At 69.4% G+C, this 22,469-nt stretch carries 26 protein-coding genes; 14 read left to right on the top strand and 12 right to left on the bottom strand.

The window, feature by feature from the left end:
- Window positions 1-63: 63 nt before the first annotated feature.
- From ACIA8X_RS04745 to ACIA8X_RS04725, 5 genes are all read left to right on the top strand, one after another.
- Window positions 64-1,233, top strand: a complete 1,170-nt coding sequence (locus ACIA8X_RS04745; protein WP_399457786.1) for an acyltransferase family protein — start codon at window positions 64-66, stop codon at window positions 1,231-1,233.
- 15 nt (window positions 1,234-1,248) lie between these two features.
- A complete protein-coding gene (locus ACIA8X_RS04740; protein WP_399457785.1) occupies window positions 1,249-2,436 on the top strand; it encodes an acyltransferase family protein in 1,188 nt (395 codons plus the stop codon).
- 74 nt (window positions 2,437-2,510) lie between these two features.
- A complete protein-coding gene (locus ACIA8X_RS04735) occupies window positions 2,511-3,293 on the top strand; it encodes an alpha/beta fold hydrolase (protein WP_393462307.1) in 783 nt (260 codons plus the stop codon).
- A gap of 97 nt (window positions 3,294-3,390) precedes the next feature.
- Window positions 3,391-4,545: an acyltransferase family protein gene (locus tag ACIA8X_RS04730; protein WP_399457783.1), complete on the top strand. Its 1,155-nt coding sequence runs from the start codon at window positions 3,391-3,393 to the stop codon at window positions 4,543-4,545.
- 88 nt (window positions 4,546-4,633) lie between these two features.
- On the top strand, window positions 4,634-5,539 hold the full coding sequence (locus ACIA8X_RS04725) for an NADP-dependent oxidoreductase (protein ID WP_399457782.1): 906 nt from the start codon (window positions 4,634-4,636) through the stop codon (window positions 5,537-5,539).
- Here the strand turns inward: ACIA8X_RS04725 and ACIA8X_RS04720 are convergent.
- Window positions 5,532-5,804, bottom strand: coding sequence for a DUF397 domain-containing protein (locus ACIA8X_RS04720; protein ID WP_393462301.1), 273 nt, complete (start codon window positions 5,802-5,804; stop codon window positions 5,532-5,534). The genes ACIA8X_RS04725 and ACIA8X_RS04720 overlap by 8 nt on opposite strands.
- Window positions 5,786-6,619 carry a Scr1 family TA system antitoxin-like transcriptional regulator gene (locus ACIA8X_RS04715; RefSeq protein ID WP_393462299.1) on the bottom strand — a complete coding sequence of 278 codons (834 nt, stop codon included), beginning with the start codon at window positions 6,617-6,619 and terminating at the stop codon, window positions 5,786-5,788. The genes ACIA8X_RS04720 and ACIA8X_RS04715 overlap by 19 nt, the downstream gene beginning before the upstream one ends.
- 317 nt (window positions 6,620-6,936) lie before the next feature.
- Between ACIA8X_RS04715 and ACIA8X_RS04710 the strand changes: the two genes are divergently transcribed.
- From ACIA8X_RS04710 to ACIA8X_RS04695, 4 genes are read left to right on the top strand one after another with little or no spacing between them, the layout of a single operon-like run.
- A complete protein-coding gene (locus ACIA8X_RS04710) occupies window positions 6,937-7,152 on the top strand; it encodes a hypothetical protein (RefSeq protein WP_393462297.1) in 216 nt (71 codons plus the stop codon).
- Window positions 7,153-7,182: 30 nt separating this feature from the next.
- Window positions 7,183-7,803 (top strand): DUF1266 domain-containing protein, encoded by a 621-nt coding sequence (locus ACIA8X_RS04705; RefSeq protein WP_393462295.1) that lies wholly within the window; start codon window positions 7,183-7,185, stop codon window positions 7,801-7,803.
- A 26-nt stretch (window positions 7,804-7,829) separates the two neighbouring features.
- The gene (gene recO / locus ACIA8X_RS04700; RefSeq protein WP_393462293.1) at window positions 7,830-8,576 is read left to right on the top strand and encodes a DNA repair protein RecO; all 747 of its coding nucleotides are present in this window, start codon (window positions 7,830-7,832) and stop codon (window positions 8,574-8,576) included.
- A 40-nt stretch (window positions 8,577-8,616) separates the two neighbouring features.
- The gene (locus tag ACIA8X_RS04695; protein WP_399457781.1) at window positions 8,617-9,450 is read left to right on the top strand and encodes an isoprenyl transferase; all 834 of its coding nucleotides are present in this window, start codon (window positions 8,617-8,619) and stop codon (window positions 9,448-9,450) included.
- A gap of 108 nt (window positions 9,451-9,558) precedes the next feature.
- On the opposite strand, the gene ACIA8X_RS04690 is transcribed toward ACIA8X_RS04695, so the two are convergent.
- From ACIA8X_RS04690 to ACIA8X_RS04675, 4 genes are read right to left on the bottom strand one after another with little or no spacing between them, the layout of a single operon-like run.
- A complete protein-coding gene (locus ACIA8X_RS04690; protein WP_093909474.1) occupies window positions 9,559-9,969 on the bottom strand; it encodes a Fur family transcriptional regulator in 411 nt (136 codons plus the stop codon).
- Between the two features lie 58 nt (window positions 9,970-10,027).
- Window positions 10,028-10,930: a metal ABC transporter permease gene (locus tag ACIA8X_RS04685; RefSeq protein WP_399457780.1), complete on the bottom strand. Its 903-nt coding sequence runs from the start codon at window positions 10,928-10,930 to the stop codon at window positions 10,028-10,030.
- Window positions 10,930-11,697 (bottom strand): metal ABC transporter ATP-binding protein, encoded by a 768-nt coding sequence (locus ACIA8X_RS04680; RefSeq protein ID WP_399457779.1) that lies wholly within the window; start codon window positions 11,695-11,697, stop codon window positions 10,930-10,932. Before ACIA8X_RS04680 ends, ACIA8X_RS04685 begins: the two co-directional genes overlap by 1 nt.
- 19 nt (window positions 11,698-11,716) lie before the next feature.
- Window positions 11,717-12,679: a metal ABC transporter solute-binding protein, Zn/Mn family gene (locus ACIA8X_RS04675; RefSeq protein WP_399457778.1), complete on the bottom strand. Its 963-nt coding sequence runs from the start codon at window positions 12,677-12,679 to the stop codon at window positions 11,717-11,719.
- A gap of 175 nt (window positions 12,680-12,854) precedes the next feature.
- On the opposite strand from ACIA8X_RS04675, the gene ACIA8X_RS04670 reads away from it, so the two are divergent.
- Complete coding sequence (locus tag ACIA8X_RS04670) at window positions 12,855-14,237, top strand: glycine--tRNA ligase (RefSeq protein WP_393462282.1); 1,383 nt, start codon at window positions 12,855-12,857, stop codon at window positions 14,235-14,237.
- A gap of 170 nt (window positions 14,238-14,407) precedes the next feature.
- Window positions 14,408-15,322 (top strand): DUF4394 domain-containing protein, encoded by a 915-nt coding sequence (locus tag ACIA8X_RS04665; RefSeq protein ID WP_399457777.1) that lies wholly within the window; start codon window positions 14,408-14,410, stop codon window positions 15,320-15,322.
- An 8-nt stretch (window positions 15,323-15,330) separates the two neighbouring features.
- Here the strand turns inward: ACIA8X_RS04665 and ACIA8X_RS04660 are convergent, their stop codons facing one another.
- Window positions 15,331-16,437 carry an endonuclease/exonuclease/phosphatase family protein gene (locus ACIA8X_RS04660; RefSeq protein WP_393462278.1) on the bottom strand — a complete coding sequence of 369 codons (1,107 nt, stop codon included), beginning with the start codon at window positions 16,435-16,437 and terminating at the stop codon, window positions 15,331-15,333.
- Between the two features lie 194 nt (window positions 16,438-16,631).
- On the opposite strand from ACIA8X_RS04660, the gene ACIA8X_RS04655 reads away from it, so the two are divergent.
- On the top strand, window positions 16,632-17,237 hold the full coding sequence (locus ACIA8X_RS04655; RefSeq protein WP_399457776.1) for a LysE family translocator: 606 nt from the start codon (window positions 16,632-16,634) through the stop codon (window positions 17,235-17,237).
- Here the strand turns inward: ACIA8X_RS04655 and ACIA8X_RS04650 are convergent, their stop codons facing one another.
- Both ACIA8X_RS04650 and ACIA8X_RS04645 read right to left on the bottom strand, forming a co-directional pair.
- Entirely contained in the window at window positions 17,238-18,080 is an 843-nt protein-coding gene (locus ACIA8X_RS04650) for a hypothetical protein (protein WP_399457775.1), read from the bottom strand.
- Window positions 18,081-18,181: 101 nt separating this feature from the next.
- Window positions 18,182-19,228, bottom strand: coding sequence for a chitinase (locus tag ACIA8X_RS04645; protein WP_393462365.1), 1,047 nt, complete (start codon window positions 19,226-19,228; stop codon window positions 18,182-18,184).
- A gap of 194 nt (window positions 19,229-19,422) precedes the next feature.
- Here ACIA8X_RS04645 and ACIA8X_RS04640 point away from each other — a divergent pair, with 194 nt between their 5' ends.
- Together ACIA8X_RS04640 and ACIA8X_RS04635 are read left to right on the top strand one after the other, a co-directional pair.
- A complete protein-coding gene (locus ACIA8X_RS04640; protein WP_393462272.1) occupies window positions 19,423-20,430 on the top strand; it encodes an aldo/keto reductase in 1,008 nt (335 codons plus the stop codon).
- 29 nt (window positions 20,431-20,459) lie between these two features.
- Complete coding sequence (locus ACIA8X_RS04635; protein ID WP_399457774.1) at window positions 20,460-21,053, top strand: TetR family transcriptional regulator; 594 nt, start codon at window positions 20,460-20,462, stop codon at window positions 21,051-21,053.
- Between the two features lie 12 nt (window positions 21,054-21,065).
- On the opposite strand, the gene pqqA is transcribed toward ACIA8X_RS04635, so the two are convergent.
- The 3 genes from pqqA to ACIA8X_RS04620 form a co-directional block, all read right to left on the bottom strand.
- The gene (gene pqqA, locus ACIA8X_RS04630) at window positions 21,066-21,227 is read right to left on the bottom strand and encodes a pyrroloquinoline quinone precursor peptide PqqA (protein ID WP_393462268.1); all 162 of its coding nucleotides are present in this window, start codon (window positions 21,225-21,227) and stop codon (window positions 21,066-21,068) included.
- Between the two features lie 129 nt (window positions 21,228-21,356).
- Entirely contained in the window at window positions 21,357-21,563 is a 207-nt protein-coding gene (locus ACIA8X_RS04625; protein ID WP_093909486.1) for a hypothetical protein, read from the bottom strand.
- 444 nt (window positions 21,564-22,007) lie between these two features.
- Window positions 22,008-22,469 (bottom strand): transposase (locus ACIA8X_RS04620; protein ID WP_393446395.1); only part of this gene is annotated, 462 nt, incomplete at its 5' end.

Below are 22,469 nucleotides of genomic sequence, written 5' to 3'. Positions count from 1 at the left end.
CAGCCCGGAGCTCCCAGCCCGGACCTCCCGACCCCGGACCTTTCTCACGAGAAAGCCACCCTCATGTCGAGCAGCCTCGCGCCCTCACCCAGGCCCAAGCTTCCATCGCTGACCGGGCTGCGCTTCATCGCCGCCGCCCTGGTCTTCTTCTTCCACGCCTCGCTGATCTTCATATCGATGAACCCGTTCGCCGACCCGGACACAGCCGACGGCTTCCGCTGGCTGTTCAGCAAGGCCGGCTGGATGGGGGTGTCGTTCTTCTTCGTCCTCAGCGGCTTCGTGCTGACCTGGTCGGCCCGGCCCGGTGATACGGTCACCGGATTCTGGCGGCGACGCGTGGTGAAGGTCTTCCCCAACCACGTCGCCACCTGGGCCCTGGCCATGATCCTGTTCGCCGGCACGGCCATCCCGGTCGACGTGTGGCTGCCGAACCTCTTCCTGATCCACTCGTGGTTCCCCGACCCCGCCGTCCACCTGAGTCTCAACGCCCCTGCCTGGTCGCTCTGCAGCGAGCTGCTCTTCTATCTGCTGTTCCCGTTCCTGCTGCGGCCGGTGCTGCGGATCAAGGAGCGCGGCCTGTGGCTGTGGGCGGCGGCGATGGTCGCCGGGATGCTGGCCGTGCAGCTGGTCACCGACTTCCTCGCGCCCAGCAGCCCCCCGGCGCCCGGCACCGACGTGACGGTGTGGCAGTTCTGGTTCGGCTACAACTTCCCGCCGGTGCGGATGTTCGAGTTCGTCCTCGGCATGATCCTGGCCCGGCTCGTGCTCGCCGGCGCCTTCCCGCGGGTCGGCATCGTCCCGGCCGCCGTGCTCTGCGTCGCCGGTTACGCCGCCGCGATGGCGGTGCCGTTCCTGTACGGCCTCAACCTGATGACCGTCGTCCCCATCGCCCTGCTGATCTGCGCGGTGGCGCACGCCGACGTGGAGGGCGCCCCGACGGTGCTGCGCGGTCGCACGATGCAGTGGCTCGGCGAGGTCTCCTTCGGCTTCTACCTCGCCCAGCAGATCGTGCTCTCGTTCGTGCGGACGACGCTGATGGACAACCGGACCGTCGCGACCCCGACCGGTATCGCCGTCGTGGTGGCCGAGTTCGCCGGAGCGCTCGCCCTCGGCTGGCTGCTCCTGGTGTGCGTCGAACGCCCCGCCATGCGCCGCTGGGCCCGCCCCCGCAGGAAGACCGCGGACCCGGCCGACTCCTCCCCGACTCCGCAGCAGCTGACCGCCGCCTCCTGAAGGGAACAGGCATCCATGACCTCGTCGTCCCCCGCTGTCGCCGCCGACGGCGCCTCCGGGAGCCACCGGACCAAGCTTCCCTCGCTGACCGGGCTGCGCTTCATCGCCGCCGCGCTGGTCTTCTTCTTCCACGCGACCTTCAGCGACCCGCCCATGAACCCGTTCGCCGACGAGAGCTGGGAGGAGGGCTTCCGCTGGCTGTTCAGCAAGGCCGGCTGGATGGGGGTGTCGTTCTTCTTCGTCCTCAGCGGCTTCGTGCTGACCTGGTCGGCCCGGCCCGGTGACACGCTCACGGGCTTCTGGCGCCGGCGCCTGCTGAAGATCTTCCCCAACCACGTCGTCATGTGGGCGCTCGCCATGGTCCTGTTCGCCGGGGCGATGACGCCGGTGTCCGCGTGGCTGCCGAACCTGTTCCTGATCCACTCGTGGTTCCCGCAGCACGCGACCTTCATCAGCGTGAACCCGCCCAGCTGGTCCCTCTGCAGCGAGCTGCTCTTCTACCTGCTGTTCCCGTTCCTGCTGCGGCCGGTGCTGCGGATCAAGGAGCGCGCGCTGTGGCTGTGGGCGGCGGCGATGGTCGCCGGGATGCTGGCCGTGCAGCTCGTCACCGACTTCCTGATACCGCAGAACCCGCCGACCCCGGAGGGCTTCGGCATCTCCCTGTGGGAGTTCTGGTTCGGCTACAACTTCCCGCCGGTGCGGATGTTCGAGTTCGTCCTCGGCATGATCCTGGCCCGGCTCGTGGCGGCCGGAGCCGCACCTCGCATCGGGATCATCCCGGCCTCCCTGCTCTGCGTGGTCGGCTACGCCGCCGCGATGGTGGTGCCGTTCCTGTACGGCCTCAACCTGATGACCGTCGTCCCCATCGCCCTGCTGATCTGCGCGGTGGCCCGCGCCGACGTGGAGGGTGCCCCGACGGTGCTGCGCGGTCGCACGATGCAGTGGCTCGGCGAGGTCTCCTTCGGCTTCTACCTCTCCCAGTACGTGGTCATGTACTCCGTCCGTACGAAGCTGATGGACGAGCGGCTCTTCAGCCCGGTGCCCGGCCTCCTCGTCCTCCTCGGCTTCTTCTTCGCCACGCTCCTGGTCGGCTGGCTCCTCCTGGTGTGCGTCGAACGCCCCGTGATGCGCCGCTGGGCCAGGCCGCCCGCCCGGACGGCACCCCGGGACGAGGAGCCGCGCCCCGCCCCGGCCCTGCACTGAGCCCCCCCCACGGCCCCATCTTCCCCATGGCCACCCTCAAGTTCCCCCCACCACCCGCAAGTTAGGAGATCCCAGTGCCCACGATCGACGTCAACGGCACCCCCGTCCACTACACCTCCCAGGGCAACGGCCCCGGTCTGCTGTTCGTGCACGGCACGGCCGCGAACGGCGAGACCAACTGGGGCCACGTCCGGGAGCACTTCACCGAGCGCCACACCGTCATCACCCCCGACTTCTCGGGCAGCGGCAACACGCCCCTGCACGCCGACGAGCTGAGCCTGGACGAGCTGGTCGACCAGGTCATCGGCGCGGCGCGGGCGGTGACCGACGAGCCGTTCGACATCGTCGGCTTCTCGCTCGGCGCGGTCGTCGCGGCCGCCGCGACGGCCAAGTACCCGGAGCTGGTCCGCCGGCTGATCGTCATCAACGGCTGGGCCCGCAACGACGATCCGCGCCAGCAGCTCGCCGTCGACCTGTGGCGCCGGCTGCCGGACATCGACTCGGACGCCTTCGCCGCCTACAGCGCGCTGCTGATCTTCTCGCCGCCCTTCCTCGCGGGCTTCGGCAGCGACGGCGTCAAGGCCACCGTCGCCGGGATCACCCCGGAGGTCGGCACCCTGCGCCAGATCGAGCTCGACCACCGCGTCGACATCACCGAACTGCTCCCCGCCATCGGCGCCCGCACGCTCGTCGTCGGCTCCAGCCGGGACCTGCTGATCCCCGTGGAGCACTCGCGCGAGATCCACCAGGCCGTCAAGGGCAGCGAGTACGCCGAGTTGGAGAGCGGCCACATGGTCGTCTTCGAGAAGACCGCCGAACTGGTCCAGCTGATCACCGAGTTCCTCGACCGGGACTGACCCCGGCCGGCGGCCGCCCGTGCAGCCGGAGCGAGCGCACTTCGCTCCTCCGGCCGCACCGGCCTGCCCACTTCCCGTCTTCCTCCGGAGAGACATCATGTCCATATCCGCCGAATCCGACGCGATAACCACGGAGCGTGCCCCCCGGCCCCAGCAGGCCGTGCACGGCCGACTCCCCTCCCTGACCGGGCTGCGTTTCATCGCCGCCCTGCTGGTCTTCTGCTACCACTCCTCGCTCGCCCTTCCCGCCCTCAACCCCTTCGCCTCCCAAGGCGTCGCCGACGGCTACCGGTGGCTGTTCAGCAACGCCGGCTGGGCCGGGGTGAGCTTCTTCTTCATCCTCAGCGGCTTCGTGCTGACCTGGTCGGCCAGGGAAGGCGACCGGCCCCGGCACTTCTGGCGCCGCCGGTTCTTCAAGATCTACCCGAACCACCTCGTCACCTGGGTCCTGGCCCTCGCCCTGCTCTCCGGATCCGCGACCCAGTGGTGGCAGGCGGTGCCGAACCTCGCCCTGGTGCACGCCTGGGTCCCGGAGTTCACGGTCTTCCTCGGCGTGAACCCGCCCAGCTGGTCCCTCGCCTGCGAGCTCTTCTTCTACCTGTGCTTCCCGCTGTTCCTGCGCTGGATCAAGCGGATCCCGTCGGCGCACCTGTGGCGCTGGGCAACCGGCGTCGCCGCCGCGGCGATCGCCGTACCCGCACTGGCGTATCTGCTGCTGCCCGCGAACCCGCCGATGCCCGAGGGGTCCCCGGCATCCGTCTGGCAGTACTGGAGCGTGTACATGCTGCCGCCGGTGCGCGCCCTGGACTTCGTGCTCGGCATGCTGATGGCGCGCATCGTCCTCACCGGCCGCCGGTTCACCGTCAAGCCGCTGCCCGCCGCGCTCGCCTGTGTGGCGGCGTACGCCCTGTCCCTCTACGTCCCTTGGCTCTACGCCCTCGACGCGGTCTTCGTCGTCCCGATGGCCCTGCTGATCCCGGCGGTCGCCCTCACGGACACCTCGGGCCGGCGCTCGGTGCTGCGCAGCCGGGCGATGGTCTGGCTCGGCGAAGTGTCCTTCGCCTTCTACATGGTTCATCTCATCCTGCTGAACGTCTTCCGCGACATCCTCGGCCCGGACCGGTACTTCGGGACCGCCGCAGGCATCGGCGTACTGCTCGCGCAGGCGCTGCTGACGCTCGTCGCGGCATGGCTGCTGTACGAGGCGGTGGAGAAGCCGGCGATGCGCCGCCTGGGACGGCCCCGCAAGTAGTTCGCCCGCACAGAGTTCGTCCGCGCAGAGTTCGTCCGCGATCAGTTCGCGCGCAAAGAGTTCGGCAGTTCGCCCGCAAGGAGTTCGCATGAAGGCAGTGATCATCGACCGCTACGGACCGCCCGAGGTCCTCACCACGGCCGACCTGGACGAGCCGCGGCCGGGCCCCGGCGAGATCCTGGTCCGGGTGGCGGCCGCCGCCGTGAACCCGGTCGACCTGGCCGTCCGCCGCGGCGACATCCCCTCCCCGGTACTGCCGGCCGTCGTCGGCTGGGACGTCTCCGGAACGGTCGTCGAGACGGGCCCCGGCACCACCCGCTTCCGGGCCGGTGACCGGGTGATCGCCGCCCGCTCCCAACTGGCCACCGGAGCCGGGGTGAGCGCCGAGTACGTCGCCTTGGACGAGACCCTCGCGGCCGCCGCCCCCGGGAACGTCCCGCTGGAGGACGCCGCGGCCCTGCCGCTGGCCGCCCTCACCGCCGAGCAGGCGCTCGACCGGCTGGGACCCGACTTCCAGGGCCGTCTCCTGGTGAGCGGCGCCGCGGGCGCGGTCGGCGGTCACCTCGTCGAGCTCGCCGCCCTGCGCGGATGGCGGCCGGCCGGTCTCGCCCGCACCTCCGACGCGCACACCGTGACGGAACTGGGCGCGGCCGAGGTCTACTCGGACACCGCCCCGCCCCCGGCCGGGTCGTTCGACGCCGTCATCGACGCGGCGGGCCGCCCGGCGACGATCTCGGCGGTACGCGACGGCGGACACTTCGTCTCCCTCACGCCGTTCGCGGTACCGGAGTCCGAGCGGTCCGTCGAGGTGGAGATCTACGGCGTCCAGACCGACGGCACGATGCTCGACGCCCTGGCCCGCCACGTCGAGGCGGGCAAGCTGACGCTGCGCATCGCCCAGGTCCTCCCCTTCGAGGACGCGTCGCGCGCCCACGCTTTGCTGGAGGCGGGCGGCACCCGGGGCAAGATCCTGCTGACGCCCGCGGTCACCTGAGAGCGTCGAGGAAGCCGGTCCAGGCGGCGGCGGGGATGAGGAGTACGGGGCTGGCGGCGGCGAGCTTGGTGTCCCGGACGGGGACGATGCCGGGGACTCCGTCGGCGACTTCGACGCAGTTGCCTCCGTCGCCGTTGCTGTAGGTGCTCTTGCGCCAGCGGGCGGCGCCGGGGAAGTCGTACGCGACCTCGACGCAGCTGCCGCCCTCGCCGTTGCTGTAACTGCTCTTGCGCCAGCTGGCGTTGCTCAGGTCGTACTCGCGCATCGTCTGAAGTCCTCAGCCGCCGATTCGATCAGGGCCAGGGACGCCGACGGCGACAGTGCGGTGCCCCTGAGCAGATCGTATGCGCGATGCGCCCGCTTCACCACAGCCGGATCGTCCAGCAATGTTCCCGAAAACGCCGTCTCTGTATAGGCGACCGGCGGGGCGTCCTCGAACTCCATGAGCTGCAGCATCCCGCCCATCGACGCGTGCGCCCCGGCCGCGTACGGGATCACCGTCACCCATACCGTGCGCTCGCGCATCAGCTGCGCGATGTGCTCCAGCTGCTCGGCCATTGCCTCCGGACCGCCCACCGGGGTGCGCAGCACGTTCTCGTGCAGGATCGCCCAATACTCCGGCCTTGTAGCGTCCTTGAGGATCTCCGCCCGTTCCAGGCGGGCCATGACCTTCTCCGCCACGTACCCGTCGGTGACGAACGGGTTGGCCGCGAGGGTGACCGCCTGTGCGTACGCTGCCGTCTGCAACAGGCCCGGCACCACCGTGGGCGCGAACTCACAGATCTTCGTCGCCGTCCGCTCCAGCTCCACGACGGGCGCGAAGTAGTCCGCGTACCGCTTGTCGTTGATGAGCTGTCGCCACGTCCGCTCGAAAAAACCGTCGGTTTGCAGCACCTCGTCAATCCGCTGGGCGACATCCAATTGCGGCTTTCGAATTGCCTGTTCGAACTGCCCGATGTATCCACCTGAGACGAAAACCCGGGAACCCAACTCCACTTGCGTGAGTCCGGCGTTCTCCCTCTGCCGCTTCAGCTCGGACCCGAAGAACTCCCAGGCCGCCTGACGCGAACCATTGGCCATGGCCAACCCCTTTGCGCTGCCCCGTACTTGTAGAGCACAGACTCCTGCCGAGTGTAGGCGTCGCAGGTCACCATGGAAGTGCAAAGAGTGAAACCCGAATAGGAGGGGAGTTCAGTGACGGCACGACACTCGGCGCGCTGCGTCGAAGAAGCGGAGGAAGCAGTGAAGGAATTGCGGGCGGTGCTGGAGAAGGCAGGAATTACGCTCCCGACACTCCGGATTGACCCGGCGAGTCTTGCGCGTGAAGCCCCTTGCCCGCTCGTGGAATTGGGGCGGTGTTCCGTCGAGACCGCGCAGCGGCTGGCGGCGGTTCTGCGATGAAGCCGCCGATCGGATCGTACGTCGTCGACACCCGTTCGGGTCGGATCGGCGTAGTGATGGGGCATGAGGGGCCCTATGTCCAACTGAGGCCGTACGGGGGCGGGAAGGAATGGGACGCCGACCCGGGCGTCGTACGCAACGCCACGCCCGCCGAGCGGCTCCGCGCGGCGACCGCGTACGCCAACGCACGCAGCAGGGGTGAGGTTCCTTGACGTAAGGGCGGGCGCATAGGGTGCGGCGGCATGGGTCTGTGGAGATGGAGGAGGAGAGGGGCCAAGGCGTCCCGCCGCTACCCCGTGCCCCTCACCGTGCACCAGCTGTGGATGGTGTCGCTGAGCGCGCCGGTGAGCCGGGACCGGGGCGCCTCGCGCACCACGCTGTATCCGTTCACGCGGATCGACGGGGACGCCGCCCGGCGCTGGTTGGCCGAGCAGTGGGAGATCACCTCGCGTGAGCAGTTGGTCGGCCGCCTCGACGGCCTGTCCCGCAGCGGGTACCGGGCGCGGGCGTACCGCGTCACCGGCGTCGCGCCGCTGGCTTGGGACGCCGCCCTGTACGTCGACATCGCCCGCCGTGGCTTCGCCGGCGGGCTGATCGACGAGTCCGACGCCTGGACGGCGCTGAAGAACATCGTGCCGACGGTGGTCGGGACGTACGGCTCGTGGAGCGAGTACGCCGATCACTATCTGCTCGGGCGGAGGGTGTGGCGGGAGGGACTGCGAGGCACGGAGGACAACGGCTTCCCGGCCCCGCAGGAGGCCGCTGACGTGCACCTGCGCTCCCTCCTGGACCCGGCGAACCGCGCCAGCCCATGGAACATGGCCCCCTGGGACGCCATAAGCCACCCCGACCGAACCCGCTGACTCCCGCCGTACGCGAGAATGAGCCCATGAGTCTGTTCCGCGACGACGGCATCGTGCTGCGCACCCAGAAGCTGGGTGAGGCGGACCGGATCATCACCCTGCTCACGCGCGGTCACGGGCGCGTGCGGGCCGTGGCCCGGGGTGTGCGGCGTACGAAGTCCAAGTTCGGTGCCCGGCTGGAGCCCTTCTCCCATGTCGACGTGCAGTTCTTCGCGCGGGGGAGCGAGCTGATCGGGCGCGGGCTGCCGCTGTGCACGCAGAGCGAGACCATCGCGCCGTACGGCGGTGGGATCGTGACCGACTACGCGCGCTACACCGCCGGGACGGCCATGCTGGAGACCGCCGAGCGGTTCACGGATCACGAGGGCGAGCCGGCGGTGCAGCAGTACCTGCTGCTGGTCGGGGCGCTCCGGACGCTCGCGCGCGGTGAGCACGAGCCGCACCTTGTCCTCGACGCCTTCCTGCTCCGCTCCCTCGCCGTCAACGGCTACGCCCCCACCTTCAGCGACTGTGCGAAGTGCGGCATGCCCGGACCGAACCGCTTCTTCTCGGTCGCCTCCGGGGGCTCGGTCTGTGTCGACTGTCGGGTGCCCGGTAGCGTCGTACCGTCGCCGCAGGCGCTGGAACTGCTGGGTGCGCTGCTTACGGGAGACTGGGAGACCGCGGACGCCTGCGAGTCGCGGTATGTCCGGGAGGGCAGCGGGTTGGTGTCCGCGTATCTGCACTGGCATCTGGAACGCGGGCTGCGTTCGCTTCGTTACGTAGAGAAGTAAGCCGGAAGAGAAGAAAGCCGGAAGAGGAGACGAGAAGCACATGGTGGTAAGCGGGTTCCTGGGGCGTCGGCGACGCGAGTACAGGGCGCCGGAGCCGCACCCGTCCGGTGCCCGCGCGCCGAAGCTCCCCGGCGAGCTGATCCCGAAGCATGTGGCGATCGTCATGGACGGGAACGGCCGCTGGGCGAAGGAGCGGGGCCTGCCGCGCACCGAGGGGCACAAGGTCGGCGCCGAGCGGGTGCTGGACGTGCTGCAGGGCGCCGTCGAGATGGGCGTGGGGGCGATCTCGCTGTACGCCTTCTCCACCGAGAACTGGAAGCGGTCGCCGGACGAGGTGCGCTTCCTCATGAACTTCAACCGCGACTTCATCCGCAAGACCCGCGACCAGCTCGACGAGCTGGGGATCCGGGTGCGGTGGGTCGGGCGGATGCCGAAGCTGTGGAAGTCCGTGGCCAAGGAGCTCCAGATCGCCCAGGAGCAGACCAAGGACAACGACAAGCTGACGCTGTACTTCTGCATGAACTACGGCGGGCGGGCCGAGATCGCGGACGCGGCGCTGGCCCTCGCGGAGGACGTGAAGGCGGGGCGGCTGGACCCGTCCAAGGTCAACGAGAAGACCTTCGCCAAGTACCTGTACTACCCGGACATGCCGGACGTGGACCTGTTCCTGCGCCCGAGCGGCGAGCAGCGCACGTCCAACTACCTTCTCTGGCAGAGCGCTTACGCCGAGATGGTCTTCCAGGACGTGCTGTGGCCGGACTTCGACCGGCGTGACCTGTGGCGTGCGTGCGTGGAGTTCGCGTCCCGTGACCGGCGGTTCGGCGGGGCGATCCCTAACGAGGAGCTGCTGGCCATGGAGGGTAAGCAGGACTGACCAGCCTGTCCGGCGTTTGAGGACGAGGCCCTTTCGGGGCCGAAGCGGGGGTCTGGGGGCGGCAGCCCCCAGGGACGGTCACCCCAGACCACCCGCACCGAACTCGGCTCAACCCGCGGCGCACTCCGCACACGTACCGAAGATCTCCACCGTGTGCGCCACGTTCACGAACCCGTGCTCCGCCGCGATCGCGTCCGCCCACTTCTCCACCGCGGGGCCCTCGACCTCGACGGCCTTGCCGCAGACGCGGCAGACGAGGTGGTGGTGGTGTTCGCCGGTCGAGCAGCGGCGGTAGACCGACTCGCCGTCGGAGGTGCGCAGCACGTCGACCTCGCCGGCGTCGGCGAGGGACTGCAGGGTGCGGTAGACCGTGGTCAGACCGACCGAGTCGCCCTTGTGCTTGAGCATGTCGTGCAGGTCCTGCGCGCTGCGGAACTCGTCGACCTCGTCAAGGGCCGCCGCCACGGCAGCCCGCTGCCGGGTCGCGCGGCCCTTCACGGGCGGTCCAGCGGTCGTCACCGTTGCCTCCTCACGTCTGCACTTGCCGGGCCATTGTGCCAGCCCGGACCCACAGCGGTCAGACGCCGACCTTGCCGTCGGATTCCCTGCTGGCCGGAATCGCGCACTCCGCCGGGTCACCGGCGTGCTCTGCCGCGGCCAGGGCTCGGGCCCTGCGGCGGGCCAGCGGGGCCGCCAGCGCCGTCAGCGCGATGAACGCGCCGATGGTCAGCAGCACGATGGTCGCGCCGGGCGGGACGTCCTGGTAGTACGAGGTCACGGTGCCGCCGATGGTCACCGAGACGCCGATACCGACGGCGATCGCGAACGTCGCCGCGAAGCTGCGGCTCATCTGCTGGGCCGCCGCGACCGGCACCACCATCAAGGCGCTGACCAGCAACAGCCCGACCACCCGCATCGCGACCGTCACGGTCACCGCCGCCGTGATCGCCGTCAGCAGGTTCAGCGCGCGCACCGGAAGCCCGGTGACCCTCGCGAACTCCTCGTCCTGGCTCACCGCGAACAGCTGGCGGCGAAGACCGAGGGTGACCAACACCACGAAGGCGGCGAGCAGAACGATCGCCGTCACGTCCGACTCGCTCACCGTCGACAAGGAACCGAACAGGTACGACGTCAGGTTCGCGTTGGAGCCCGTCGGCGCGAGGTTGATGAACATCACGCCGCCGGCCATACCGCCGTAGAAGAGCATCGCGAGCGCGATGTCACCGCGGGTGCGGCCGTACCAGCGGATCAGCTCCATGAGCACCGCGCCGAGCACGGAGACCAGCGTCGCCATCCACACCGGCGACCAGGAGAGCAGGAAGCCCAGGCCGACGCCCGTCATCGCGACATGGCCGATTCCGTCGCCCATCAGGGCCTGGCGGCGCTGGACCAGATAGATGCCCACGGCGGGTGCCGTGATGCCGACCAGGACGGCGGCGAGCAGCGCCCGCTGCATGAAGTCGTAGTTGAGGAAGTCCATCAGCTCAGCAGTCCCGTCCGGAGAGGTTCGGCGTCGTGAGCCGCGTGCGGGTGTACGTGGTCGTGGCCGGGCAGCGCGTGCTGGCCGACGGCCTTCGGAGGCGGGCCGTCGTGCAGGACGCAGCCGTCGCGCAGGACGACCGCCCGGTCGATCAGGGGCTCCAGGGGGCCCAGTTCATGGAGGACCAGCAGGACCGTCGCGCCGGCGGCGACCTGCTCCCTGAGCGTGTGCGCGAGCACTTCCTGGCTGGCCAGGTCCACGCCCGCCATCGGCTCGTCCATGATCAGCAGTTCGGGGTCGGAGGCCAGGGCGCGGGCGATGAGGACGCGCTGGTGCTGGCCGCCGGAGAGGGCGTTCACGGAGTCCTTGGCGCGGTCGGCCATGCCGACGAGCTCCAGGGCACGCCGTACGGCCGCGTGGTCGGCCTTGCGGAAGACGCCGAAGCGGGTGCGGGAGAGGCGGCCGGACGAGACGATCTCCGTCACCGTGGCCGGAACCCCGCCCGCTGCCGTCGTGCGCTGCGGGACGTATCCCACCCGCGCCCAGTCACGGAACCGCGCCCGCGGGGTGCCGAACAGCTCGATCTCGCCGGCGCTGACCGGCACCTGGCCGATCACGCTGCGTACGGCGGTCGACTTGCCGGAGCCGTTTGCGCCGAGCAGCGCGACGACCTCACCGCGGTGCACGGTGAGGTCGATGCCCCGCAGGACGGGGCGCGAGCCCAGCTCGGCGCGGACGTCGCGCAGCGAAATGACGGGCTCGGTCATGCCGTCCTCCGTAGGTTGGTCACTTGGCTCCCAGGGCGGTCTGCAGCGACTTGAGGTTGGCCTCCATGACCTGGAAGTAGTCGTCGCCCTTGGACTTGTCGGTGATGCCCTCCAGCGGATCGAGCACGTCCGTCTTCAGGCCGGCGTCGTCGGCGAGGGTCTTCGCGGTCTTGTCGGACACCAGTGTCTCGTAGAACACGGTGGTCACGCCGTCGGCCTTGGCCTCCTGCTGGAGTTCCTTGATCCGGGCCGGGCTGGGCTCGCTCTCCGGGTCGAGACCGGAGATGGCCTCCATGGTCAGGCCGTAGCGCTCGGCGAGGTAGGTGAAGGCGGCGTGGTTGGTGAAGAAGACCTTGGTCTTGGTGTTCTTCAGACCGTCCGCGAACTGCGTGTTGAGGCCGTCGAGCTTCTTGACCAGCGCTTCGGTGTTCTTCTTGTAGTCGGCCGCGTGGTCCGGGTCCGCCTTCTCGAAGGCCGCGCCGACCCCCTTGGCGACCTCCGCGTACTTCACCGGGTCGAGCCAGACGTGCGGGTCGAGGGCGTGCTCCTCCTCCTCGGAGCTCGCCTCCTCGCCCTCGTGGCCGTGGCTGTCCTCTACGCTGCCGTGGTCCTCCAGCTTGGTCAGCGTGGCGGCGTCGATCTTCGTCTTCGCGCCGGACTGCGTGACGGCCTCGTCGACGGCCGGCTGGAGACCCTTGAGGTACAGCGCCGCGTCGGACTCCTCGAGCTGCGCCCGCTGCTGCGCGCTGACCTCCAGGTCGTGCGGCTCCTGGCCGGGCTCGGTCAGACTGGTGACCTTCACATGGTCGCCGCCTATCTGCTCGGCGAGGAAGGCCAGCGGGTAGAACGACGCGACCACGTCGAACTTCTCCGTGTTGCCCGCCGCCGTGCTGTCCGAGGAGCAGGCGGACAGCGTGCCGAGACCGAGGGCGGTCGCGGCCGCGATGGCAACCCTGGATATGTGGTGTCGTCGTACGTTCATGACACTCATTTTCAGCAAATATGGAAACCATTGTCAACAAGCGTGAGCGGCCGTCCACGGAGCGCTACCTCGGAGGGGAACCGATTTGGTTGAGGGCCAGCCCCCGCCGGTACCCTGAAGCATTCGCTGTGAAGCGCCTCGCTTCGTCGCCCGTCGTCGTAATGAAGAGAGCACCGTGGCCGCCGACAAGATCGACACCATCGTCAGCCTGAGCAAGCGCCGTGGCTTCGTATTCCCCTGCAGTGAGATCTACGGCGGCCAGCGCGCCGCCTGGGACTACGGACCGCTGGGTGTCGAGCTCAAGGAGAACCTGAAGCGCCAGTGGTGGCGCTACATGGTGACGTCGCGCGAGGACGTCGTCGGTATCGACTCGTCCGTGATCCTTGCGCCCGAGGTCTGGGTCGCCTCCGGCCACGTCGCCACGTTCACGGACCCGCTCACCGAGTGCACCTCCTGCCACAAGCGGTTCCGCGCGGACCACCTTGAGGAGGCCTACGAGGCGAAGAAGGGCCACCTCCCGGAGAACGGCCTGGCGGACGTGAACTGCCCGAACTGCGGCAACAAGGGCCAGTTCACCGAGCCCAAGCAGTTCTCGGGTCTGCTCTCCACCCACCTCGGCCCGACCCAGGACTCCGGCTCGATCGCGTACCTCCGCCCGGAGACCGCGCAGGGCATCTTCACCAACTTCGCCCAGGTGCAGACCACTTCGCGCCGCAAGCCGCCGTTCGGCATCGCGCAGATGGGCAAGTCCTTCCGCAACGAGATCACGCCCGGCAACTTCATCTTCCGCACCCGCGAGTTCGAGCAGATGGAGATGGAGTTCTTCGTCAAGCCGGGCGAGGACGAGAAGTGGCAGGAGTACTGGATGGAGCAGCGCTGGAACTGGTACACCGGCCTGGGCCTGCGCGAGGAGAACATGCGGTGGTACGACCACCCGAAGGAGAAGCTCTCCCACTACTCCAAGCGCACCGCTGACATCGAGTACCGCTTCCAGTTCGGCGGCAACGAGTGGGGCGAGCTGGAGGGCGTCGCCAACCGCACCGACTACGACCTCGGTGCCCACTCCAAGGCCTCCGGCCAGGACCTCTCCTACTTCGACCAGGAGGCCGGCGAGCGCTGGACGCCGTACGTCATCGAGCCGGCCGCCGGTGTCGGCCGCGCGATGCTGGCGTTCCTGCTCGACGCCTACGTCGAGGACGAGGCGCCCAACGCCAAGGGCAAGATGGAGAAGCGCACGGTGCTGCGCCTGGACCACCGTCTGGCCCCGGTGAAGGTCGCGGTGCTCCCGCTCTCCCGCAACCCCGAGCTCTCCCCGAAGGCCAAGGGCCTCGCCCAGGCGCTCCGCCAGAACTGGAACATCGAGTTCGACGACGCGGGCGCGATCGGCCGCCGGTACCGCCGCCAGGACGAGATCGGTACGCCGTACTGCGTGACGGTCGACTTCGACACCCTGGACGACAACGCGGTCACCGTGCGCGAGCGGGACTCGATGAAGCAGGAGCGCGTGTCGCTGGACCAGATCGAGGGCTACCTGGCCAGTCGGCTGATCGGCGCCTGAGGCATCTTCTGGATCTGCTGGATCCGCTGAAAGCCCCGTGAAAACCCCGGTTTCGTTACGGTCGTAACAGACGTAACGAAACCGGGGTTTCGCCCATCCAGGGCGCATACGGCTCCGAAGGGGAGGCATGCGCGGCCCGCAGGGGGCCACGCGTCTCTTACGGGGGCACCATGCGCAAGCAAGCAGTCATCGGCGTGACCACGCTCGCCCTGGCCGTCGGGGCCGTCGGCTTCGTCGCCGCGAACGACAACGGCGAGGCCGCTCCTTCGATCTCCACCCAGTCCGGCGGCACAGCGGCCGGGCTGCCGCAGGCGTCCGGCAACCGGCTCGTCGCCGTCGGACTAACCGCCGACCAGCGCCTCGTCCGCTTCCGCGTCGAGCGGCCCGGTGTCGTCCTGCCGCTCGGCAAGGTGAGCGGCCTCAAGGGCGACAGCAGGCTCGTCGGGATCGACTTCCGGGTGCAGAACAACAGGCTGTACGGCGTCGGCGACCAGGGCGGCGTCTACACGATCCGCGAGATCGGCGCCAAGGCCACCAAGGTCTCGCAGCTGAGCGTCGCTCTGCGGGGCACGAGCTTCGGCGTCGACTTCAACCCGGCCGCCAACCGGCTTCGCGTCATCAGCGACACCGGTCAGAACCTCCGCCACAACATCGACGACCCGGCGGGCGCCCCCGCCGCGGGCACGACGGCCGTCGACGGCACCCTCACCAACCCGCCGGTGCCGCCCGCGACGACGGGTGCGACGGCGACGGGCGTGACGGGGGCGGCGTACACGAACAACGACCTCGACGCGACGACGGCCACGACCCTGTTCGACCTCGACACGGCCCAGGACCAGGTCGCCATCCAGTCCCCGGCCAACGCGGGCAACCTCGCCCCGACCGGCAGGACGGGCGTGGACGTCCCGCGCGACTCGGGCTTCGACATCTACAGCTCGGCGAACGCGGGGACGAACACCGGCTATGCGGTTGGCGGTTCGCGGGCCTTCCGGGTCAACCTGCTGACGGGCAGGGCGACTTCGGTCGGTGCCTTCCCGCGGGGGCGGCAGGTGGTGGATCTGGCGATGCCGGTGCGGCAGGGCTGAACCGGGGCTCAGAGGTCCAGGTCGACGTAGAGCGCCGCGTGGTCGGAAGCCGCGTCGACCTTGGACTTCACCTCGTCGAAGCGCTTGATCTCCGGGGGCGGATTCCAGAAGATCCCGCGCTGCTCCAGGGCGACGTGCTGCACCCGGTGCCACAGCGGCGGCGGGAGCAGCAGGTAGTCGAGCTTGTCCTGCGGCCGGTGGCACCCTCCGTGCGTGCCTGGCCCTCCTCGGTAGGAGGAGTGGCTCATCACGTCGCGCAGGCCGGTGTCCAGGAGTGCCTCGATCGGTTCGCTGTCGAGGTCGTCGTTGAGGTCTCCGGCCACCACGACGTGCGGGGTCCGCTCCCGGGCGGCCTCGTAGATCTCCGCGAGGCGCTTGGCCTGGGCCAGGCGCAGTGGCGGGTCGTCGTTGCTCTGGCTCTTGAGGTGGTTGCCGAGGACGACCAGGGGTGAGCCGTTGAGCTCGATCTCGAACTCGGGGCAGTCGCGGCTGAACAGGTGCTCGCCGGGGCGCTCCGGGTCGGGGTCGAAGAGGTGGGACCGGACGGACGTGATGGGGTGGCGGCTGAGGATCCCGATGTCGATGCCGCGGCTGTCATTGCCGTCGATCAGCATGTTGTAGGGGTACGGCCGCTTGCCGAGCTTGCCGGCCAGGATCTGCTGGTTGAAGCGGTCCAACGTCAGCCGGTCCTCCACCTCCACCACGAGCAGGATGTCGGCGTCGACCTCGTCGACCACCCGGCCGGTGTTCCGCACCGCCTCCGTGTCGATGTCCTCGCGCACGAGCTCGGCCCAGCCGGCCCACGCGCCACGGCCCGAGGCGCCGACCTTCCAGGAGCCGGCCTCCTCGAACAGGCTGGAGTTCTTTCCCGGGCGGGTCTGGTTGATGTAGATCGGCGGGGGGTTGTCCGGGTTCCACACGTGGGCGCCGTGCTTCTTTATCAGCGCGGACATCCGCGCCTTGTCCGCCGCGTCGTAGGTCGTCAGGTTCAGCAGCGCGACCAGCGTGCTGAAATCGGCGAGGACCTCGTTCCGCTTCGTCTCGTCCGTAAGGTTGAACGCCTTGGGGCGGCGGAAGAGGTTCTGCGCGTTGAAGGTGGCGATACGAACGATCATGGCAGCCTCCCGCAGGCGGCGCATGAGCACCGGTCGGCCGACGGCAGGCGCCGCCGGGTGACTGCTCGCCGACAATCCCATTGTCGGAGGGGGTGGCAAAGGTGTCCAACGGGGCGATGGGAACCGATTGGTCCCACAGCCCGGCCACCGATTGGCCCTGTATCCCGGCGTCCGGCGGCACAAGGGTGGCGGGCATGAGTCTCGCCTTCCTCCTCACCACCCTCGTCGTGGTCGCCACCCCCGGAACCGGCGTCGTCTACACCCTCGCGGCAGGCCTCTCCCGCGGCCGCCGGGCGAGCGTCGTCGCCGCCTTCGCCTGCACACTGGGGATCGTGCCGCACATGCTGGCCACCATCACCGGCCTGGCCGCGCTGCTGCACGCGAGCGCGACCGCCTTCCAGATCCTCAAGTACGCCGGTGTCGCCTATCTGCTGTACATGGCGTGGGCCATGCTCAGGGACAAGGACGCCATCGCGGTGGACGAGGGCGCCGCGCCGCGCTCCTCGGGGCGGGTGATCGTGCAGGGCGTGCTGATCAACAGCCTCAATCCGAAGCTGACGATGTTCTTCTTCGCCTTTCTCCCGCAGTTCGTGGACCCGGGCGAGGCGAACGCCCTGCCGCGCATGCTGGCGTTGAGTGGGGTGTTCATGGCGATGACGTTCGTGGTCTTCGCTGCGTACGGCGCGCTCGCTGCCTCCGTCCGCCATCACGTCACCTCTCGGCCCCGGGTGATGACATGGCTGCGGCGGACCTTCGCGGGGGCGTTCGTGGCGCTGGGGGCGAAGCTGGCGGGGACGTGATCAGTTGGCGAAGGCGGCGAAGAGGGTGTCGATGCGCAGGCGCAGGTCGGCCGCGGTGGCGCCCTTGATGACCACCGAGACCATGTCGCCGTCTTCGATGTCCCGCGCGGCGCGGACCTCCAGGGAGTGGGCGGGGCCGCTCAGGGGGTAGGAGTACCAGGCCTCCGGGTCCTCGTCGTCCGTCGATTCGAGGCCGATCTCCACCGTCTCCCAGTCGGTGTCGTCGAAGGGGTAGTTGATGTAGCCGGAGAGGAGTCCGAGGAAGGGGCGGAGATCGGACTCCTTCCAGACAGCGCCTCCCATCTCGTCCGGCTCGGTCTCCGGGTACGTCTCCTGCCGCGTCGGATCGGTCATCCGCAGCCCGGCGCCGACCGCGTACAGGTCCCTGATGGTGACGTGGAAGTGCGCCCAGAGATCGAGCTCGCGACGCGTGCAGTCCGGGTCCTGCGCGGCGAACGGCAGTCGCCGGACATACCTGCGGCGGGCCTCGTCGAACCGGCAGGGCTCCGCCAACGCCTCGCTCCAGTGCGCGAGTTCGGGTGCGTACCGTTGCTCGACCGCCCGCGGGTCCAGGTCGAGGTACCGGGCGATGTCCTCCCACGAAGCGCCCCGCTCCCGCTCGAACACGACCGCCCGCGCCAGCAGCTCTTCGGCGTGCTCCACCAGCTGCCGGGCCTCGCTCGCCCGGCCGCCGAGGCCGGTGTCGGCGTCGTTGCGGGTGACCACCAACGTGCCCGCGTCCCTGGCGAGGTCGGCCGCGGCCTGGCTGAGCACGAGCCGGGCCAGGGCCTCCCGGGTGTAGGGGCCGGAGGCGTCGTTGTCGTGGGGTGTCGTGTCGATCACGGGGGCAGGGTTGCACGGGCGCGCGGTCGGTGTCGCGGCCATTCCGGCGAGCGGCCGCCGGCCCCTGACTGACGGCCGCCGGCCTCCGCTCACCCCACCGCTCAACGCCCCTGCAGCGCCTTCACGTTGTCGCCGAACGTCCAGTTCTTCGAGCCGTCCCAGTTGATCGACCAGGTCATCAGGCCCTTGAGCGCGGTGCCGTAGTGCTGCCAGGCCTGGGTGACGAGGGACGGTGACATGTGGCCGCCGCCCGCGCCCGGCTGGGCGGGCAGGCCCGGGACCTGCTTGTCGTACGGCACCTTGATCGTCGTACCTTGGATGACGAGGCCCTTGTCGAGGCAGTCGGTCTGGGCGACGAAGCCCTCGACGGTGCCGGCGGAGTAGGAGTCGCCGGAGCAGCCGTACATGCTGCCGTTGTAGTACTGCATGTTCAGCCACCACAGGCGGCCGTTGTCGGCGTACTTCTTGATGACGGGGAGATACGCGCCCCAGATCGAGCCGTAGACGACGCTGCCGCCGGTGACGTACGCCGTCTCCGGGGCCATCGTCAGGCCGAAGTCGGACGGCATCTGCGCCAGTACGCCGTCGATAATGCGGATCAAGTTGGCCTGGGACGTGGAGAGTTGGGAGATGTTGCCGCTGCCGACCAGGCCGGTCTCGATGTCTATGTCGATGCCGTCGAAGTTGTACCGCTTCAGGATCGGGACGATCGTCGCCACGAAGCGGTCCGCCACCGCGGTCGAGCTGAGGTCGATGCCCGCCGTCGCGCCGCCGATCGACAGCAGGATCGTCTGGCCGGCCGCCTTCGCCGCGCACATCTCCGCCGGTGTCGCCACCTTCACGCCGGTGTCCATGCCGTCCTCCCAGAGGGCCGTTCCGTCGGAGCGGATGACCGGGAACGCCGCGTTGATCACGTTGTAGCCGTGCGCGGGGATGCGGGAGTCGGTGATCGGGGTCCAGCCGAAGGGCGGGTGGACTCCGTTGGCGGCGCCGTCCCAGTTCTCCCAGTAGCCCTGGAGGACCTTGCCGGCGGGCTTCGACCTGACCGCGCAGGTGTCGGCGGCGGAGGCGGTCGTGGCGACGGGGAGTTGGGCGAGGCAGGCGGTCGTCAGTGCGGTGGCGAGCAGGCGCAGGGCGCGGCGGAGCATGCGGGCCTCCCGGTGGGGGGTGCGGTGAGGTGTCGTCGGTGTGTCGTAGGTGCCGTAGTCGGTAGGTGTCGTAGGCATGACAGTGCTCGTGGTCCAGACCTTTCGTCAATAGGTCTGGACCATCCAGGGAGGAGCTTGGCAGGTATGGAATGACAGATATTGAAATCTGTCAGCTGTTAGGGCATGGTGGAGGCATGACGATGCAAACCCGCTCCCTCGGAACCACCGGCCCCCAGGTCTCCGCCCTCGGCCTCGGCTGCATGGGCATGTCCGCGCTGTACGGCGACACCGACCGGGCCGAGTCGATCGCCACCCTCCACGCCGCCCTGGAGGCCGGCGTGACCCTGCTGGACACCGGCGACTTCTACGGCATGGGCCACAACGAGATGCTGATCGGCGAGGCCCTGCGCGCCGCGCCCGCCGACCTGCGCGAACAGGCGCTGGTGAGTGTGAAGTTCGGTGCGCTGCGGGACCCCGACGGCGGCTGGGCCGGGTATGACGGCCGGCCCGCCGCCGTGAAGAACTTCGCCGCGTACTCGTTGCAGCGGCTCGGCGTCGACCACATCGACGTCTACCGGATCGCCCGGCTCGACCCGGCCGTACCCATCGAGGAGACGGTCGGCGCGATCTCCGAACTGATCGAGAAGGGGTACGTCCGGCACGTCGGCCTCAGTGAGGTCGGCGCCGAGACCATCCGCCGGGCCGCCGCCGTAGCGCCCATCGCCGATCTGCAGATCGAGTACTCCCTGATCTCCCGCGGCATCGAGGAGTCGATCCTGCCGACCACCCGTGAGCTGGGCATCTCCATCACCGCGTACGGCGTGCTCTCCCGCGGTCTGATCTCCGGCCACTTCACCCGCGACCGGCAGCTCGGCACGAACGACTTCCGCGCGATGTCGCCCCGCTTCCAGGGCGAGAACCTCCAGCACAACCTGAACCTGGTGGAGGCGCTGCGGAAGATCGCCGAGCAGAAGGGCGTGAGCGTCGCGCAGATCGCGATCGCCTGGGTGCTGTCGAGGGGCGAGGACATCGTTCCGCTCGTCGGCGCCCGCACCCGGGAGCGGCTCGGCGAGTCGCTGGGCGCGCTGGACGTGACGCTGGACGCGGCCGACCTCGCCGCGATCGAGGAGGCCGTGCCGGCGGACGCGGCGGCGGGCGACCGCTACCCGGCCGCGCAGATGAGTCACCTGGGCAGCAAGTAGTGTCCGAGCCGCCAGGTACCGTCTGAGTCATGGCACCGCCCCCCGAGACCCTGACCGCCGAGCGCATCCTCGAAGCGACCGAGGAGGTGCTGCGCCGCCACGGCCCCGCCAAGGCCACCGTGGTCGACGTGGCCCGCGCGCTCGGCGTCAGCCATGGCACCGTCTACCGGCACTTCCGCACGAAGGCGGCGCTGCGGGAGGCGGTGACCAAGAGGTGGCTGGACCGTACGTCGGACGCCCTCTCCGTCATAGCCGCCGAGGACGGCGACCCCGAGTCCCGGCTGCGGGACTGGCTGGCGGCCCTGTTCGCCGCCAAGCGCAGGAAGGCGGGCGACGATCCCGAGCTCTTCGCCACCTACAGCGTCCTCGCCGAGGAGAACACCGAAGCGGTCGGTGCGCACATCGCCGACCTGACCGGTCAGCTGGCGCAGATCATCGAGGCGGGTGCCGGCGCGGGCACCTTCACCACGGCCGACCCGGCGGCCACCGCCCGCGCCGTCTTCCAGGCCACCGGCCGCTTCCACGACCCGTGCTATGCGCGTGAGTGGGAGGAGCCGGGTGCCGAGGAGGACTTCGCCGCGATGCTGGAGCTGCTGCTGCGCGGTCTGCGCGCCGCGGGCTAGTCGGCCAGCGGGCTAGCGGGCCGTCAGGGAGTAGGCGGTGACCTCCAGCGCGGTGTCGACGGCCCTGTATTCGGGGGTCTGCCAGGCGGTCGCGTCGATCGCGCCGGTCGCGTCGATCGGGGCCTCGGTGGTCCGGGCGGCCGGGTGTTCCGCCTGCTCCATGGCTTCGTTCATCCTGCGTACCTTCCTTTCGGAATCCTGCGAGGACTCTTGCCAAGGAGTATTCAAGGACCCCGGATGTTCGGCCATTTGGAGTCGCCCAACCGGGCCGCGCACCATCCCACGGCGGCCCCGCGACCGCGGCTACGCCTCCGTTGGATCCACCGTCGCCTGGTGGGCCTCCGCCAGATGCTCCTCCGCCTTCAGCCACGGCAGGAACTGCGCGGCCTTGCGCCAACCGCACGTGTCACATCTGACCGTGCGCTGCGCGCCCCTGCGTAGTACCTGTACGACGTGCTCCCGCCCGTGTTGGTCCCAGCGGCTCACCTTGCTTGTGTTGATCTCCAGCATGACGCCTCCCGGCGATGGGCATTCCAGGAACACCTCTCTGGTTGCGCAGGAATGAGCATGCCGGACAGACCGAGAGGCTCGCACTGGTTCGCGGGCATCAGTTACGGCACGGTCGTGCCGGTGGCCTCCCTTGAGCAGTCGGCTCATGGTTGGGCAGTTGGTCTTGCTGCACACTGCTTCCTATTCGTTGGCATCGTTGCCCGAATCGAATAATTCGCTCTCCGCCCTGGGGGGCTGGAGTCCTGGACCGGCAGTCTGGTCCGGTGGCGATCGGCCCGTTCCTGGAGGATCTGCCTTACCCGCATGTGCGGGGTGTGCAGGGAGATGCCAGGGTCTCCGTCTCGTTCCAGGACGTTGATCGCTCCCGCGTGGTCTGCCTGCCATACGTCGGTCACGTCCGCTGGAGTGGTGTATCGACGGCCACTCGGTGATCTCGTTTTGAGGCTATGCGGTGAGTTCGGTCGGGAGGACGGTCTCGTCGGTTTCTGACTCGATCGGGTGGAGGCGGGCCTTGGCGAGCAGGTCGAGTCCCATGTAGCGGCGGGCTTCGGTCCATTCGTCGTTCTGCTCGGCCAGCACTGCGCCGACCAGGCGGATCAGGGCGGTGCGGTCGGGGAAGATGCCGACCACGTCGGTGCGGCGGCGGATCTCCTTGTTGAGCCGTTCCTGCGGGTTGTTCGACCAGATCTGCCGCCAGATCTCGCGCGGGAACGCGGTGAACGCCAGGACGTCGCCCTGGGCGGAATCCAAGTGGGCTGCGGCTTTGGGGAACTTGGCCTCCAGGGCCTCCAGGACGTGTCGCATCTGGGCCTGGACGGCGTCGGTGTCGGGTTGTTCGAAGACGGTCCGCAGCAGGGTGGCCACCCAGGGCTGGGCCGACTTGGGGACCTGGCTCAGCAGTGCGCG

The organism is Streptomyces sp. NPDC051738 (assembly GCF_044453205.1).
In the GTDB taxonomy this organism is placed as follows: Bacteria; Actinomycetota; Actinomycetes; order Streptomycetales; family Streptomycetaceae; genus Streptomyces.
The sequence above is the reverse complement of the archived record's forward strand: the minus strand, read 5'-3'. Positions and strand labels throughout refer to the sequence as shown.

What these genes read in the sequence shown, in the direction of transcription:
- ACIA8X_RS04645 (WP_393462365.1), bottom strand. Translation starts at nt 19,228, where the DNA reads ATGCTCCGCCGCGCCCTGCGCCTGCTCGCCACCGCACTGACGACCGCC.
- ACIA8X_RS04635 (WP_399457774.1), top strand. Translation starts at nt 20,460, where the DNA reads ATGGCACCGCCCCCCGAGACCCTGACCGCCGAGCGCATCCTCGAAGCG.
- ACIA8X_RS04720 (WP_393462301.1), bottom strand. Translation starts at nt 5,804, where the DNA reads ATGCGCGAGTACGACCTGAGCAACGCCAGCTGGCGCAAGAGCAGTTAC.
- ACIA8X_RS04725 (WP_399457782.1), top strand. Translation starts at nt 4,634, where the DNA reads ATGAAGGCAGTGATCATCGACCGCTACGGACCGCCCGAGGTCCTCACC.
- ACIA8X_RS04660 (WP_393462278.1), bottom strand. Translation starts at nt 16,437, where the DNA reads ATGATCGTTCGTATCGCCACCTTCAACGCGCAGAACCTCTTCCGCCGC.
- recO (WP_393462293.1), top strand. Translation starts at nt 7,830, where the DNA reads ATGAGTCTGTTCCGCGACGACGGCATCGTGCTGCGCACCCAGAAGCTG.
- ACIA8X_RS04740 (WP_399457785.1), top strand. Translation starts at nt 1,249, where the DNA reads ATGACCTCGTCGTCCCCCGCTGTCGCCGCCGACGGCGCCTCCGGGAGC.
- ACIA8X_RS04640 (WP_393462272.1), top strand. Translation starts at nt 19,423, where the DNA reads ATGACGATGCAAACCCGCTCCCTCGGAACCACCGGCCCCCAGGTCTCC.
- ACIA8X_RS04655 (WP_399457776.1), top strand. Translation starts at nt 16,632, where the DNA reads ATGAGTCTCGCCTTCCTCCTCACCACCCTCGTCGTGGTCGCCACCCCC.
- ACIA8X_RS04745 (WP_399457786.1), top strand. Translation starts at nt 64, where the DNA reads ATGTCGAGCAGCCTCGCGCCCTCACCCAGGCCCAAGCTTCCATCGCTG.
- ACIA8X_RS04695 (WP_399457781.1), top strand. Translation starts at nt 8,617, where the DNA reads ATGGTGGTAAGCGGGTTCCTGGGGCGTCGGCGACGCGAGTACAGGGCG.
- ACIA8X_RS04730 (WP_399457783.1), top strand. Translation starts at nt 3,391, where the DNA reads ATGTCCATATCCGCCGAATCCGACGCGATAACCACGGAGCGTGCCCCC.
- pqqA (WP_393462268.1), bottom strand. Translation starts at nt 21,227, where the DNA reads ATGAACGAAGCCATGGAGCAGGCGGAACACCCGGCCGCCCGGACCACC.
- ACIA8X_RS04625 (WP_093909486.1), bottom strand. Translation starts at nt 21,563, where the DNA reads ATGCTGGAGATCAACACAAGCAAGGTGAGCCGCTGGGACCAACACGGG.
- ACIA8X_RS04710 (WP_393462297.1), top strand. Translation starts at nt 6,937, where the DNA reads ATGAAGCCGCCGATCGGATCGTACGTCGTCGACACCCGTTCGGGTCGG.
- ACIA8X_RS04705 (WP_393462295.1), top strand. Translation starts at nt 7,183, where the DNA reads ATGGGTCTGTGGAGATGGAGGAGGAGAGGGGCCAAGGCGTCCCGCCGC.
- ACIA8X_RS04715 (WP_393462299.1), bottom strand. Translation starts at nt 6,619, where the DNA reads ATGGCCAATGGTTCGCGTCAGGCGGCCTGGGAGTTCTTCGGGTCCGAG.
- ACIA8X_RS04665 (WP_399457777.1), top strand. Translation starts at nt 14,408, where the DNA reads ATGCGCAAGCAAGCAGTCATCGGCGTGACCACGCTCGCCCTGGCCGTC.
- ACIA8X_RS04680 (WP_399457779.1), bottom strand. Translation starts at nt 11,697, where the DNA reads ATGACCGAGCCCGTCATTTCGCTGCGCGACGTCCGCGCCGAGCTGGGC.
- ACIA8X_RS04675 (WP_399457778.1), bottom strand. Translation starts at nt 12,679, where the DNA reads ATGAACGTACGACGACACCACATATCCAGGGTTGCCATCGCGGCCGCG.
- ACIA8X_RS04685 (WP_399457780.1), bottom strand. Translation starts at nt 10,930, where the DNA reads ATGGACTTCCTCAACTACGACTTCATGCAGCGGGCGCTGCTCGCCGCC.